Below are 13,394 nucleotides of genomic sequence, written 5' to 3'. Positions count from 1 at the left end.
TACCGGCCTGTCACGCCGGGGGTCGCGGGTTCGAGCCCCGTCAACCGCGCCACTTCCTTCCCTATGAATGTCTGGATGGCTGCACCCAAGGGGGCGGCGTTTTCGGATGGCTTGGGCGTTCAACCCTTGTGGATCCAGCCGCCGCCCAAGACCCGGCTTCCGTCGGGCGCGTAGAAAACACAGGCTTGGCCGGGGCTTACGCCGTCTTCGGCGGTGACCAGCGTGACCAGCGCTTCGGTGTCGGACAAGGGCGTGATCGTGGCCGGGCGCGGCGGGCGGGTGGATCGGATCTTGACCTCCACCTCCCATTCGGCGCGCGATGTCAGAGGCATGTCGCCCAGCCAGTTGATCTCTCGCAGCGGCACCGTGCGGGTTGACAACATGTCTTTCGGACCGACGATCACCTGCCGCGACACGGGGTCAAGTTTGACCACATAGAGCGGATCGGCCAGCCCGCCGATGCCCAAGCCCCGCCGCTGGCCGATCGTGTAGTGGATCACCCCGCGATGTTCGCCCAGCACCGTGCCGCTCATGTCCACGATGGCCCCCGGATCCGCCGCGCCGGGGCGCAGTTTCTCGATGACGGCGGCATAATCGCCGTTTGGCACAAAGCAGATATCTTGGCTGTCGGGCTTGTCGGCCACGCTGAGGCCGTATTTGGCGGCAAGCGCGCGGGTCTGTGCCTTGGATGTCAGATGCCCCAGGGGAAAGCGCAAGAAATCAAGCTGTGCCTGCGTGGTCGAGAACAGAAAATAGGATTGATCGCGGGCGGCATCCGCCGCGCAATGCAGCTCGGCGCCCTGAGGGCCCATCTTGCGCTGGATGTAATGGCCCGTCGCCATGCAATCGGCATCCAGATCGCGCGCGGTCTCCAGAAGATCCTTGAACTTGACCCGCTCGTTGCAGCGGATGCAGGGAACGGGGGTGGCACCTGCCAGATAGCTGTCGGCAAACTCGTCGATCACCGCGGCGCGAAATGTGTTCTCGTAATCCAGAACATAATGCGGAAACCCCATGGTTTCGGCCACGCGGCGCGCATCATGAATGTCGCGCCCGGCACAACAGGCGCCCTTTTTCGCCAGCGCCGCGCCATGATCATAAAGCTGCAGCGTGACGCCCACCACTTCATAGCCTTCATCCGCCAGAACCGCGGCCACGACCGAAGAATCAACGCCGCCCGACATGGCCACAACCACGCGGGTTCTTGAAGGCGGCTTGGGCAGGCCAAGCGAGTTGAGCATCCCGGGCTGGTCAAGCGCCATGGGCCGATCCTGTGACAAGGGCAAGAAGCACGCGCAGTAATCGGCAATATAGGAAAATCCTGCGAAAGCTCAACCGCGACGCTTACGCCTGGTTAAGCAAATCCTGCGCAAGCTCATCCAACACAGACGACAGGGGATGTGGCCGCCGATGTATATCCGACGAATTCTTGGACCAAAATCGATCAGATTGCCCGATGGCCGTGCGATGACGCGCGCCGATCTTCCGGCGGCGGGGACCCAACGCTGGGTCGCCAGCCGCAAAGCGGCCGTGGTGCATGCGGTCGATGCCGGCCTGATCACCACGGCCGAAGCCATGACAACATGGGGATTGTCCGAAGAGGAGCTGGACAGCTGGCGCGACGCGGTGGCGCGTCACGGGGTTGCCGCATTGCGCGCGACCACTCTTCAGCGCTATCGGAAATGCACTTAAGATGTAAATCATCATCTTGAGTAACGACAAATTAACCATTAGCCGCGAATCTTGGCGAACAACAAAGAGATTTGGAGCGGCCTGATGCGTGTCTTGCTTGTCGAAGACGACCCCACCACATCGCGCAGCATCGAGATGATGCTGAAACATGCCAACCTGAACGTCTATTCGACGGATCTGGGGGAGGAGGGAATAGACCTCGCCAAGCTCTATGACTACGACATCATCTTGCTGGACCTGAACCTGCCAGACATCCATGGACATGACGTGCTGCGCCAATTGCGCACCGCGCGGGTCGATACGCCGATCTTGATCTTGTCGGGCATCGATGATGCCGACAGCAAGCTCAAGGGGTTCGGCTTTGGCGCGGATGATTATCTGACCAAGCCCTTTCACCGCGAGGAACTGGTCGCGCGCATCCACGCCATCATCCGCCGGTCCAAGGGCCACGCCCAGTCGGTCATCCATACCGGCAAGATCGCGGTCAACCTTGATGCCAAGACGGTCGAGGCCGATGGTCAGACCGTGCATCTGACCGGCAAGGAATATCAGATGCTGGAGCTGCTCAGCCTGCGCAAGGGCACGACCCTGACCAAGGAAATGTTCCTCAATCATCTTTATGGCGGCATGGATGAACCGGAACTCAAGATCATCGATGTTTTCATCTGCAAGCTGCGCAAGAAACTGTCGGTGGCCACGGGGGGCGCCAATTACATCGAAACCGTCTGGGGGCGGGGCTATGTGTTGCGCGATCCCATGTCGGGGCGTGGCAATGTCGCAATGGTGATGAACGGCTGACCGCCACCGCGACCCAAAGGCGCGCGCGGTCTGGAAATCGCGCCGCGCACCCCCTAAACCGTCATAGACGTGAAAGCAGGGGGCGGGAATGTCCGGGGATGCGACCACAGGGGCGGGCGATGCGCTATCCGGGCTTGATGAGCGCGCCGCGGCCCGACGTCTGGATGATCTTGCCGCGCGCATCGCGGCGGCCAATCGCGCGTATTTTCAAGATGACGCCCCCGACATCACGGATGCGGCCTATGACGCGCTCAAGCGGGAATTGCTGGCGCTCGAGGCCCGCTTTCCCCATCTGGTCAAGCCTGACAGCCCCACCGCCCAAATCGGCGCCGAACCGGCCGAAGGTTTTTCCAAGATCACCCATGCCGAGCGCATGTTGTCGCTGGCCAATGCCTTTGACGCGGCCGATGTGGCCGATTTCGTCACCGCGATCCGGCGCTATCTGGGTTTGGCCACCGATGCGCCGCTGTCGCTGACGGCCGAGCCCAAGATCGATGGGCTTTCGCTGTCGCTGCGCTACGAGGAGGGTCGATTGATCAGCGCGGCCACCCGTGGCGATGGCGAAACGGGCGAGAATGTCACCGCCAATGCCCGCACCATTGCGCAAATTCCCCAGCGCATCGCGGGCGCCCCCGCCGTGCTGGAGGTGCGCGGTGAGGTCTACATGAGCCATGCGGATTTCGCGGCGCTCAATGCACGCCAATCGGCCAGCGGTGGCAAGATCTTTGCCAATCCGCGCAACGCCGCCGCCGGATCGCTGCGTCAACTCGATGCCGAGATCACCCGCGCGCGACCGTTGAAATTCTTTGCCTATGGTTGGGGTCAACTCTCTGCGCCGCTGGCCAGCACACAGTCTGATGCCATCGCGCGTCTGGCCGCGATGGGATTTCCCACCAACCCGTGGATGCGCCGTTGCGACACGCTTGAGGCGATGCTGGCCCATTACGCACTGATCGAAGACCAGCGCGCCATGCTGGGCTATGATGTCGACGGGGTGGTCTACAAGATCGACGATCTGGCGCTGCAAGCCCGGCTTGGCTTGCGGTCGACCACGCCGCGTTGGGCGATTGCGCATAAGTTTCCCGCCCAACTGGCCTGGACCCGGCTCGAGGCGATCGACATTCAGGTGGGCCGCACCGGCGCGCTGTCGCCGGTTGCGCGACTGGCCCCTGTCACGGTGGGCGGGGTGGTGGTGTCGAATGCCACCTTGCACAACGAGGATTACATCGCCGGCCGCGATGCGCGTGGCGGCCCGATCCGCGATGGCAAGGACATCCGCGTGGGCGATTGGGTACAGGTCTATCGGGCGGGCGATGTGATCCCCAAGATCGCCGATGTCGATCTGTCCCGACGCCCGGCAGATGCGCAACCCTTCGTGTTTCCCACCCATTGCCCCGAATGCGGATCGGAGGCGCTGCGCGAAGAGGGCGACGCGGTGCGCCGCTGCACCGGCGGGCTGATCTGCCCGGCGCAGGCGGTCGAAAAGCTCAAGCATTTCGTCAGCCGCGCGGCGTTCGACATCGAAGGGCTGGGCGCCAGGCAGGTCGAGGCCTTCTATACCGATGGCTGGATCAAGGAACCGGCGGATATCTTTGAGCTCAGGGCGAAATTCGGCTCTGGCTTGCAGCAGCTCAGGAACCGTGAAGGCTGGGGTGAGAAATCGGCACAGAATCTGTTCGATGCCATCGATGACCGCCGCCGGATCGGGCTGGGCCGGGTGATCTTTGCGCTGGGCATCCGCCATGTGGGTGAGGTGGCGGCCAATGATCTTGCCCGCCATTTCACAAGCTGGCGCGCGTTCATCGACTGTGTCGAGCGGGCAAGCCTTGAGCCCGCGGCGCATGCCCCCGATGCCCGCGCGCGCAAGCCCCTGTTGCCTCAAAGCCCCGCCTGGGCTGAAATCACGGGTATCGATGGCATCGGCGAAGCGGTGGCGCTGGCGCTGACCAGCACGCTCAGCCAAGTGGCTGAACGCGCCTCCATCGACCGGTTGATCGCCCATCTTGATGTTCAGGCCCCGCCCGCGCGCGCCAGCAGCGGCAGCCCGGTCGTGGGTCTGACGGTGGTGTTCACCGGCACATTGGAAAAGATGACCCGCGCCGAGGCCAAGGCGCGCGCCGAAAGCTTGGGGGCCAAGGTGGCGGGCAGCGTATCGGCCAAGACCGATCTGCTGATCGCGGGCCCCGGCGCCGGATCCAAGGCGGCCAAGGCTGCCGAGCTTGGGATCCGGATCATCGACGAAGACGGCTGGCTGACGCTGATCAAGGGTATCGATGCAGCCAATGGTCCGGGCGATGGCTGAAACCCCGATCCAGAAAGGCCGGCCCGATTACCTGTGGCCACTGTTTGCCGGGCTGGATGCGCTCGAGGGGGTTGGGCCGAAAACGGCCAAGCTATACAAGGGATTGGGGGTTGAGACGCCCAAGGATCTGATCCTGACCCTGCCGGTAGGTGGCGTGGATCGCACGCTCACCGCGTCGATCCGCGATGTGGCCTTGCCCGGCATGGCCACGGTCGAGGTGCTGATCGGCCGCCACCGCCCGCCCGCCAGCCGCGGACGTCCCTACCGGATCGAGGTGGAGGATGCCAAGACCAGCTTTCAACTGGTGTTTTTTCACGGCAAATCCGATTACCTGTCGCGGCTTTTGCCCAGCGGGGCGCGCCGGATCGTGTCGGGCAAGGTGGAACTGTTCGATGGGGTGGCCCAGATGCCCCATCCCGATCATATCCTTTCCCGCGACGACGCGGCGTCGATCCCGGCCTTTGAGCCTGTCTATCCGCTGGCCGCGGGGCTGACGCAAAAAGGGCTGCGTCGCGCGGTTGCCTCGGCCTTGGGGCAGGTGCCGATCTTGGGCGAATGGATCGATCTGCCGCTCCTGGATCAGAAAGGCTGGCCTGCGTGGCATGACGCCATCGCCATGGCGCATGGCCCGCGCACCCCCGGCGATCTGTCGGCGGCGGCCCCTGCGCGTGAACGGCTGGCCTTTGACGAGCTGTTTGCCCATCAGCTGACCCTGGCCTTGGCGCGGGCCTCCAACCGCCGGGGCAAGGGGCGCGTGACGCAAGGCCATGGGCGATTGCGGCAAAAGGTGCTCGACACTTTGCCCTTTCGGCCAACAGGCGCCCAGATGCGCGCGATGGATGCCATCGCCGCCGACATGGCCGCGCCCGAGCGCATGAACCGGCTCTTGCAAGGCGATGTGGGCGCCGGCAAGACGCTGGTGGCGCTGATGGCGCTCATGGTCGCGGTCGAGGCGGGCGGGCAGGGCGTGATGATGGCCCCCACCACGATTCTGGCCGGGCAGCATTACGCCAATCTCAGGCCCTTGGCCGAAGCGGCGGGCGTGGTCATCGAGATGCTGAGCGGTCAGGACAAGGGCACCGAACGGCGCGCCAAGCTTGCCGCGCTCAAGCGGGGCGACATCCAGATTCTTGTGGGCACGCACGCGGTCTTTGTCGAGGATGTCGAATTCGCCGATCTGCGGCTGGCCATCATCGACGAACAGCATCGCTTCGGCGTGCGCCAGCGTATCTTGCTGGGCGAAAAGGGGCGGGGCGCGGATGTGCTGGTGATGACCGCCACACCTATCCCCCGCACGCTCAGCCTTGCGCAATATGGCGATATGGATGTGAGCGTGCTGGATGAAAAACCGCCCGGCCGCACCGCCGTGGCGACGGCGCTGGTGTCAACCGCGCGCATGGACGAAGTGGTTGATCATCTGCGCCGCGCCGTGACCGAGGGGCGACAGGCCTATTGGGTCTGTCCGCTGGTCGAAGAAAGCGAGAATTTCGACGCCACCGCCGCCGAAGAACGGTTCAAGATGCTGCGCGCCGCCTTGGGGGATGGTGTCGTGGGGTTGGTGCATGGCCAGCTGGCCCCCGATCAGAAAACCGCAGCGATGGCGGATTTCGCCGCAGGAAAAACCCGCGTTCTGGTGGCAACGACCGTGATCGAGGTCGGTGTGGATGTGCCCAACGCCTCGATCATGGTGATCGAACAGGCCGAGATCTTTGGTCTGGCACAATTGCACCAGCTGCGCGGCCGGGTCGGGCGGGGGCTTGCGGCATCGACCTGTCTTTTGATGTATCGTCCGCCCTTGGGCGAGACCGCCAAGCGCCGCCTGATGGTGCTGCGCGATAGCGAAGACGGTTTCCTTATCGCCGAACAGGATCTGGCAATACGGGGGGCCGGGGATCTGATCGGCACCGCGCAATCGGGGCTGCCGCAGTTTCGCATCGCCAATCTGGAGGGGCAGACCGCGCTGATGGCCTTGGCGCAATCGGCTGCGCGCACATTGTTGGTGCGCGATCCGGGGCTCATCGGACCACAGGGGCAATCCGCCCGCGTTTTGTTGTGGTTGTTGGAACAGGAAAAGGCGATCCGCCTGATTTCGGTCGGCTGACCGGGTTTGTTCACATATGTTCTTAAAAAGTTCTTTACAGGCTTAAGGAAAAATGAGAACAAAAAGGCAACTTCATTCCAGAGGGAGGCCTGAAGATGACCCGGATTGCCGAAATTCTTATCCAGTCGCGCGACACGTTCCTGGCGGATGCGGTCGCCGTGCTGGCTTTGGCGGTGTTTACCTATGGGTTGCTCTATCTGCCCGGGCTTTTGTGATATCCGATCCCTGCCTGCGGTCTGGCAGCCCCCATGGTGCGGCATCTGTTCGCTGATGCGGCGTACCCACATGGGTCCCGGCGCCTTTTGGGGTGGGTGTGCTGCAAGATGCGCTGACTGACGCCGCCCTCGTGCCCGAGGGGCTGCGTTTTTTGTGCCCTGCGCGGGGTGGGGATCAGGCGCTCTGGGCGCGCTCGGCGGCTTCGGCCGCTTCGACCGTCGCCTCGAGCGACAAAAGGATCGAAGCGTGGCGATTGCGATAGGCGCGCGCGGGCGTCAGCACCTCATAGCCCTGAAAGGGCGCGCCGGGTGGGTCGCCGTCTTGGGTCAGCATCGCGCGAAGCTGGTCGCGGGCAAGCGTCAATTCGGCGCGGGTGCGGCCGATGATGTCGGCGCCCATCAGGCTTGCCGCTGCCTGACCCAGCGCACAGGCCTTTACGTCTTGTGCAAAGCGGGCAACGCGGCCATCCGCCATGTCCAGATCCACCGTCACCATCGACCCGCACAAGGGCGCACGCTTGCGCACCGTTGCCTGAGGGCCATCAAGCCGCCCGTGATGCGCTATATCGGCAGCCAGGGCCAGGATGCGCTGCGAATAGAGATTGATCAGGTCGTTCTCAGCCGACATGGGTTCCGCCTTCCGTATCCTGATCGTATAGCTAGCGGCGAACCCCCGCTTTGCAAAGGGCCTGGTCATGGCTGTCTTCGATCCTGCGACACTTGTTTACGATGCCAACGGCCTCATCCCCTGCATCGCGCAAGATGCGGCCACGGGTGAGGTTTTGATGATGGCCTGGATGAGCCGTGACGCGGTGGTGCGCACATTGGAAACCGGCCGTGTGACCTATTGGTCGCGCTCGCGTCAGGCATTCTGGGTCAAGGGCGAAAGCTCGGGCCATGTGCAGGAATTGGTGGAGTTGCGCCTTGATTGCGACCGCGATTGTCTGTTGGCGCTGGTGCATCAGACGGGGCCTGCGTGCCATACCAATCGGCGGGTCTGCTTTTACACGGCGCTCCGCGACGGGGTCGAGGTGGAGTTGATGGCGCCCGAATAAGGACGGCGGCTTGGGCCTTCGGGCAAGGGATCAACCCGATCACAGCCCCACCATGCGCCGGATATCTTGCGGCGTGGCGCCCTCTGCCCGGTAGGTCGCGATGGCCCGGGCATCGTCACGCTTGGCCAACCGCGTGCCCGCCGCGTCGCGGATCAGGCGATGGTGGTGATAGATCGGGCTGGGCAACCCCAGAAGCCGTTGCAGCACCACATGGATCGCCGTCGCCTCGAACAGGTCCGCCCCGCGGATCACATGGCTGATCGCCTGCGCCGCGTCATCCACCACGACCGACAGATGATAGGATGCGCCCATGCCGGGGCGCGCCAGAACCACATCGCCCACGGCGTCTGTCATTCGGGCCGGATCGATCGGGTGCTGGCCGGGATGGTCCGGGCCGGTTTCGGTAAAGGCGGGCAGATCGGGCAGGGCCGCAAGGGCGGCCTGCATGTTCAGGCGAATGGCGTCGGTGCCCTGTGCCGCGGTCATGGGGCGCGCCCGGCAGGTGCCGGGATAGACCAGGCCATCCGGGCCAACCGGGGCAGGGCCCTCTTGCGGGGCCGAAGCCGCCTCGCGGATGTCGCGCCGGGTGCAGCGGCAGGGATAGGTCAGCCCGCGTGCCGCCAGCCCGTCAAGCGTCGCGCGATAATCGGCCAGATGATCGGATTGGCGCCGTGGCGGGCCGTCCCAAGTCAGGCCCAGCCATGCCAGATCATCGTGGATCTGTTTTTCCCAGATGGGGCGGGCGCGGCTTTGGTCGATGTCGTCTATCCGCAGCAAGAACGCCCCCCCCGCAGCGCGGGCGCTGTCATGGGCAAGGATCGCCGAATAGGCATGGCCCAGATGCAGCGGTCCGGTGGGCGAGGGGGCAAAGCGGGTGCGAAAACCCATCCGCGGGCCTGTGATCACGCCGCATCCGCGCGCACAGCGCCAAGCCAGGTCAACCAGGCGGCCTTGGCGCGGTCGGTATAGGCCTTGTAGCGGTCCTTGCGGCCGCGCCGGCCCGCTTTCAGCCCCTCGACGGGGGGAAACAGGCCGAAATTCACGTTCATCGGCTGAAAGCTTTTCGCCTCGGCCCCACCGGTGATGTGATGAACCAGCGCGCCCACGGCGGTGTCTTGCGGCACCGGGGCCAGCGTTGCGCCGTGCAATTCCGCCGCTGCCAGACGCCCGGCCAGCAATCCCATGGCCGCCGATTCCACATAGCCCTCGACCCCGGTGATCTGACCGGCAAAGCGGATATTCGGGCGCGACCGCAGGCGCATCTGACCATCCAGAAGCGTGGGGGAATTGATGAAAGTGTTGCGATGAATTCCGCCAAGACGCGCAAAGGATGCATCCTGAAGGCCGGGAATCATCTTGAAAACAGTTGTTTGCGCACCATACTTCATCTTGGTCTGAAAGCCCACGATGTTGTAGAGCGTGCCCAGCGCGTTGTCGCGGCGGAGCTGCACCACCGCCCATGGCTTGACGGTCGGGTCATGCGGATTGGTCAGGCCCACGGGCTTCATCGGGCCAAAGCGCAGTGTTTCGCGCCCGCGTTCGGCCATCACCTCGATGGGCAGGCAGCCGTCAAAGTAGCCTGCCGTTTCGCCTTCGTGGAACTCGGTCTTGTCGGCGGCCAGAAGCGCATCGATGAAGGCGTCATATTCGTCGCGCGTCATGGGGCAATTGATATAGGCGCGCTGTTCTTCAGGCGTCTCGCCCTTGTCGTAGCGTGATTGTTCCCATGCGACCGACATGTCGATGGTGTCGGCATAGACGATGGGGGCGATGGCGTCGAAAAAAGCCAGGCTGTCCTGTCCGGTTTCCGCCGCGATGGCTTGGGCCAATGCGCCCGAGGTCAGCGGGCCGGTCGCGATGATCGCCGGGCCATCGGGCAGGGCGGTAATCTCGCCGGGCATGATGGTGATCCTGGGATGGGCGCGCAGCTTGGCGGTCACGGATTCGGCAAAGGGGTCGCGGTCGACGGCCAGTGCGCCACCAGCCGGAAGGCGGTGCGCATGGGCCATCTCCATGATCAGCGAACCGGCCGCGCGCATTTCCCAATGCAAAAGCCCCACGGCGTTTTGTTCGTGGTCATCCGAGCGAAAGGAATTGGAACACACCATCTCCGCCAGCGACCCGGTTCGATGGGCAAAGGTGCCGACCGCGGGGCGCATTTCGTGCAAGATGACGTCAACGCCTGCCTCGGCCGCCTGCCACGCGGCCTCGGATCCGGCCATGCCACCGCCGATGATGTGAAGCGTCTTGTCGGTCATGTTGCGGATCCGGGGCCTGTGCTGTGGGTTGCCAAGGGGGCTATCAGCCCTGTGTGCCGGGGGGGCGGGGATCGGCGGCGATGTCGTCTGTGTCGTCGTCGCCCTGATCGGCAATCCAGGCCACGCTCACAACCTCTTCGCCGCGGGCGGTGGTCAAGACCTTGACGCCGCCGGCGCTGCGCGAGCGGAAGCTGATGCCATCGACCGGCACGCGGATCGATTGCCCGGTCGATGTGGCCAGCATGATCTGATCGCTGATCTCGACCGGGAAGCTTGCCACCAGCGCGCCACCGCGCATCGCCTTGTCCATCGCCATCACACCTTGGCCGCCGCGCCCGCGCACCGGGTAGTCGTGGCTGGACGACAGCTTGCCCGACCCGCTGGCGGTGATGGTCAAGATCAGATCCTCGGCCGCCGACAGTTCGGCGTAGCGGTCTGGCGAAAGCTGGCCTGCCGCCACGGCGTCTTCATCTTCGTCGGCCTCGATCTCTTCCTCGGGGGCGCCCGCCATCAGGCGGCGCTGCTTGAGATAGGCGGCGCGTTCTGTTGCCTCGGCGTCGAAATGGCGGATGATGGCCATCGACACAACGCGGTCACCGCTGGCCAGCCTGATGCCGCGTACGCCGGTCGAATCACGGCCCTTGAAGACGCGCACATCGGTGGTGGGAAACCGGATCGCGCGGCCCAAGGCCGTAACCAGCATCACATCATCGCTTTCCGAACAGATGCGCGCATTCACAAGGCTGACCGATCCATCTTCGGGCAGCTTCATGGCGATCTTGCCGTTGCGCATGACATTGGTGAAATCCGACAGCGCGTTGCGCCGCACCTCGCCCTCGGAGGTGGCGAAAACGATCTGCAATTCATCCCAATGCGCCTCGTCGCGGTCCACCGGCATGACGGCGGCGATGCCGGTTCCCGGCTCGATCGGCAAGATATTGACGATGGCCTTGCCGCGCGAGGCGCGCGACCCTTGCGGAAGACGCCATGTCTTGAGCTTGTAGACCATGCCGCTGGTGGTAAAGACCAACAGCGGTGTGTGGGTGTTGGCCACGAACAGCGCTGTGACGACGTCATCCTCTTTCAGCGCGCCACCCGACAGGCCCTTGCCGCCGCGTTTCTGGGCACGGAATTCGACCAGGGGCGTGCGCTTGATGTAACCGCCCTGGGTGATGGTGACGACCATATCCTCGCGTTCGATCAGGTCTTCGTCTTCCATGTCGCCGGACCAGTCGGTGATCTCGGTGCGGCGGGGGACGGCGAATTTTTCGCGCACTTCGGCCAGCTCGGCGGAAATGATCGCAAGGATGCGCTCACGGCTGGCCAGAATGGCCAGATAATCCTTGATCTTGCCCGCCAGCTCTTCCAGCTCGTCGGTCACTTCCTTGACGCCCAGTTGCGTCAGGCGTTGCAGGCGCAAATCGAGGATCGCACGCGCCTGCACCTCGGACAGGTTATAGGTGCCATCGGCATTTGCGGTATGGGTCGGGTCGTCGATCAGCTTGATGAAGGGCAAGATTTCGGCTGCGGGCCAACGGCGTTCCATCAGCTTTTCGCGCGCCTCGGCCGCATCGTTTGAGGCGCGGATGGTGCGCACCACCTCATCGACATTGCTGACCGCGACCGCCAGACCGCACAGCACATGCGCCCGGTCGCGCGCCTTGCGCAACTCAAAGGCGGTGCGCCGCGCCACCACCTCCTCGCGGAAATCCAGAAACGCGGTCAGAAAACCGCGCAGCGTCAATTGTTCGGGCTTGCCGCCATTCAGCGCCAGCATGTTGCAGCCAAAGCTGGTCTGCATCTGGGTAAAGCGGAACAGCTGGTTCAGCACCACCTCGGGCGTGGCATCGCGTTTCAACTCGATCACCACCCGCACGCCGATGCGGTCGCTTTCATCGGCCACGCCGGAAATGCCTTCGAGCTTTTTCTCGCGCACCAGATCGGCGATGCGCTCGATCATCGAGGCCTTGTTCACCTGATAGGGAATTTCGTCGATGATGATCGCAAAGCGATCCTTGCGGATTTCTTCGATATGGGTCTTTGCCCGGATGATGACCGAACCGCGCCCCTCCAGATAGGCCTTGCGCGCGCCCGATCGCCCCAAGATCAGCGCACCCGTCGGAAAATCGGGGGCTGGGATGAATTCGATCAGTTCCTCCGAACTCAGATCGGGCTGCCGGATCAGCGCCTGACAGGCATCGATCACCTCGCCCAGATTGTGGGGCGGGATATTGGTCGCCATGCCCACCGCGATACCACCCGCGCCATTGACCAGCATATTGGGAAAGCGCGCCGGCAAAACCGTCGGCTCTTGCTGTTTGCCGTCATAATTGTCCTGAAAATCGACGGTATCCTTGTCGATATCGGCCAGAAGATAGGCGGCGGGGGGCGCCATGCGTACTTCGGTGTAGCGCATGGCGGCAGGGTTGTCGCCATCCATGGAGCCGAAATTGCCCTGACCATCCAAAAGCGGCAGCGACATGGAAAAGGGCTGGGCCATGCGCACCAGCGCGTCATAGATCGCACTGTCGCCATGGGGGTGGTATTGGCCCATCACATCACCGACCGGGCGGGCCGATTTGCGATAGGCTTTTTCATGCGTGTTGCCGGTCTCGTACATGGCAAACAAGATGCGCCGATGCACCGGTTTCAGCCCATCGCGCAGGTCGGGGATCGCGCGGGAAATGATCACCGACATCGCATAATCGATGAATGACGTTTTCATCTCGGCCGCGATATCGATCTGCGGGCCATCGTGGGGATGCCGGATAATCGCGGTTTCCTGTTCGTTTTCAGGGCTTTCGGGGGTATCGCTCACGTCACACGCCTGTTCTGCCGATGGCATCTATATCTTGTTGTCGCCTAGTATAGGCCCGCCGGATATGGGGTGCAATGGCACATGCCCCCGTCGTTTGGCAGCCGGGGCTGAGCGATGCTAACAAATTGTTTTCATTGATTTTAAATTCGGCTTTG

General features: G+C 63.6%; 10 protein-coding genes. 5 read left to right on the top strand and 5 right to left on the bottom strand.

Going from position 1 to position 13,394, the window contains the following annotated elements; genetic code table 11:
- Positions 1 to 119: 119 nt before the first annotated feature.
- Positions 120 to 1,262: a tRNA 2-thiouridine(34) synthase MnmA gene (gene mnmA / locus Q0094_RS12830; protein ID WP_297620223.1), complete on the bottom strand. Its 1,143-nt coding sequence runs from the start codon at positions 1,260 to 1,262 to the stop codon at positions 120 to 122.
- Between the two features lie 136 nt (positions 1,263 to 1,398).
- Between mnmA and Q0094_RS12825 the strand changes: the two genes are divergently transcribed.
- The 4 genes from Q0094_RS12825 (at position 1,399) to recG (ending at position 6,893) form a co-directional block, all read left to right on the top strand.
- Complete coding sequence (locus Q0094_RS12825) at positions 1,399 to 1,692, top strand: DUF1153 domain-containing protein (protein WP_366940292.1); 294 nt, start codon at positions 1,399 to 1,401, stop codon at positions 1,690 to 1,692.
- 84 nt (positions 1,693 to 1,776) lie between these two features.
- Entirely contained in the window at positions 1,777 to 2,490 is a 714-nt protein-coding gene (gene ctrA, locus Q0094_RS12820; RefSeq protein WP_297620218.1) for a response regulator transcription factor CtrA, read from the top strand.
- 88 nt (positions 2,491 to 2,578) lie between these two features.
- Positions 2,579 to 4,792, top strand: coding sequence for an NAD-dependent DNA ligase LigA (gene ligA / locus Q0094_RS12815; RefSeq protein ID WP_297620215.1), 2,214 nt, complete (start codon positions 2,579 to 2,581; stop codon positions 4,790 to 4,792).
- The gene (gene recG / locus Q0094_RS12810) at positions 4,785 to 6,893 is read left to right on the top strand and encodes an ATP-dependent DNA helicase RecG (RefSeq protein WP_297620212.1); all 2,109 of its coding nucleotides are present in this window, start codon (positions 4,785 to 4,787) and stop codon (positions 6,891 to 6,893) included. The genes ligA and recG overlap by 8 nt, the downstream gene beginning before the upstream one ends.
- A 390-nt stretch (positions 6,894 to 7,283) precedes the next feature.
- Here recG and Q0094_RS12805 read toward each other — a convergent pair whose 3' ends face one another.
- Positions 7,284 to 7,736 carry an iron-sulfur cluster assembly scaffold protein gene (locus Q0094_RS12805; RefSeq protein WP_297620209.1) on the bottom strand — a complete coding sequence of 151 codons (453 nt, stop codon included), beginning with the start codon at positions 7,734 to 7,736 and terminating at the stop codon, positions 7,284 to 7,286.
- A 67-nt stretch (positions 7,737 to 7,803) separates the two neighbouring features.
- Here Q0094_RS12805 and hisI point away from each other — a divergent pair, with 67 nt between their 5' ends.
- Complete coding sequence (gene hisI, locus Q0094_RS12800; protein ID WP_297620206.1) at positions 7,804 to 8,163, top strand: phosphoribosyl-AMP cyclohydrolase; 360 nt, start codon at positions 7,804 to 7,806, stop codon at positions 8,161 to 8,163.
- A gap of 39 nt (positions 8,164 to 8,202) precedes the next feature.
- Here hisI and gluQRS read toward each other — a convergent pair whose 3' ends face one another.
- Genes gluQRS through gyrA form a run of 3 tightly spaced genes read right to left on the bottom strand, consistent with a single transcriptional unit; the run spans position 8,203 to position 13,239 of the window.
- A complete protein-coding gene (gene gluQRS / locus Q0094_RS12795) occupies positions 8,203 to 9,051 on the bottom strand; it encodes a tRNA glutamyl-Q(34) synthetase GluQRS (protein ID WP_297620203.1) in 849 nt (282 codons plus the stop codon).
- A gap of 14 nt (positions 9,052 to 9,065) precedes the next feature.
- The gene (gene trmFO / locus Q0094_RS12790) at positions 9,066 to 10,421 is read right to left on the bottom strand and encodes a methylenetetrahydrofolate--tRNA-(uracil(54)-C(5))-methyltransferase (FADH(2)-oxidizing) TrmFO (protein WP_297620200.1); all 1,356 of its coding nucleotides are present in this window, start codon (positions 10,419 to 10,421) and stop codon (positions 9,066 to 9,068) included.
- 43 nt (positions 10,422 to 10,464) lie between these two features.
- Positions 10,465 to 13,239: a DNA gyrase subunit A gene (gene gyrA / locus Q0094_RS12785; RefSeq protein WP_297620197.1), complete on the bottom strand. Its 2,775-nt coding sequence runs from the start codon at positions 13,237 to 13,239 to the stop codon at positions 10,465 to 10,467.
- Positions 13,240 to 13,394: the final 155 nt, after the last annotated feature.

Origin of the sequence: uncultured Roseicyclus sp. (genome assembly GCF_937892565.1) — a bacterium.
Taxonomy (GTDB): Bacteria; Pseudomonadota; Alphaproteobacteria; order Rhodobacterales; family Rhodobacteraceae; genus Roseicyclus.
This window is presented reverse-complemented; position numbering and strand designations above follow the sequence as displayed.

Excerpts from the sequence above, each read along its gene's own strand:
- mnmA (WP_297620223.1), bottom strand. The coding sequence starts at position 1,262 with ATGGCGCTTGACCAGCCCGGGATGCTCAACTCGCTTGGCCTGCCCAAG.
- Q0094_RS12825 (WP_366940292.1), top strand. The coding sequence starts at position 1,399 with ATGTGGCCGCCGATGTATATCCGACGAATTCTTGGACCAAAATCGATC.
- ctrA (WP_297620218.1), top strand. The coding sequence starts at position 1,777 with ATGCGTGTCTTGCTTGTCGAAGACGACCCCACCACATCGCGCAGCATC.
- ligA (WP_297620215.1), top strand. The coding sequence starts at position 2,579 with ATGTCCGGGGATGCGACCACAGGGGCGGGCGATGCGCTATCCGGGCTT.
- recG (WP_297620212.1), top strand. The coding sequence starts at position 4,785 with ATGGCTGAAACCCCGATCCAGAAAGGCCGGCCCGATTACCTGTGGCCA.
- Q0094_RS12805 (WP_297620209.1), bottom strand. The coding sequence starts at position 7,736 with ATGTCGGCTGAGAACGACCTGATCAATCTCTATTCGCAGCGCATCCTG.
- hisI (WP_297620206.1), top strand. The coding sequence starts at position 7,804 with ATGGCTGTCTTCGATCCTGCGACACTTGTTTACGATGCCAACGGCCTC.
- gluQRS (WP_297620203.1), bottom strand. The coding sequence starts at position 9,051 with ATGGGTTTTCGCACCCGCTTTGCCCCCTCGCCCACCGGACCGCTGCAT.
- trmFO (WP_297620200.1), bottom strand. The coding sequence starts at position 10,421 with ATGACCGACAAGACGCTTCACATCATCGGCGGTGGCATGGCCGGATCC.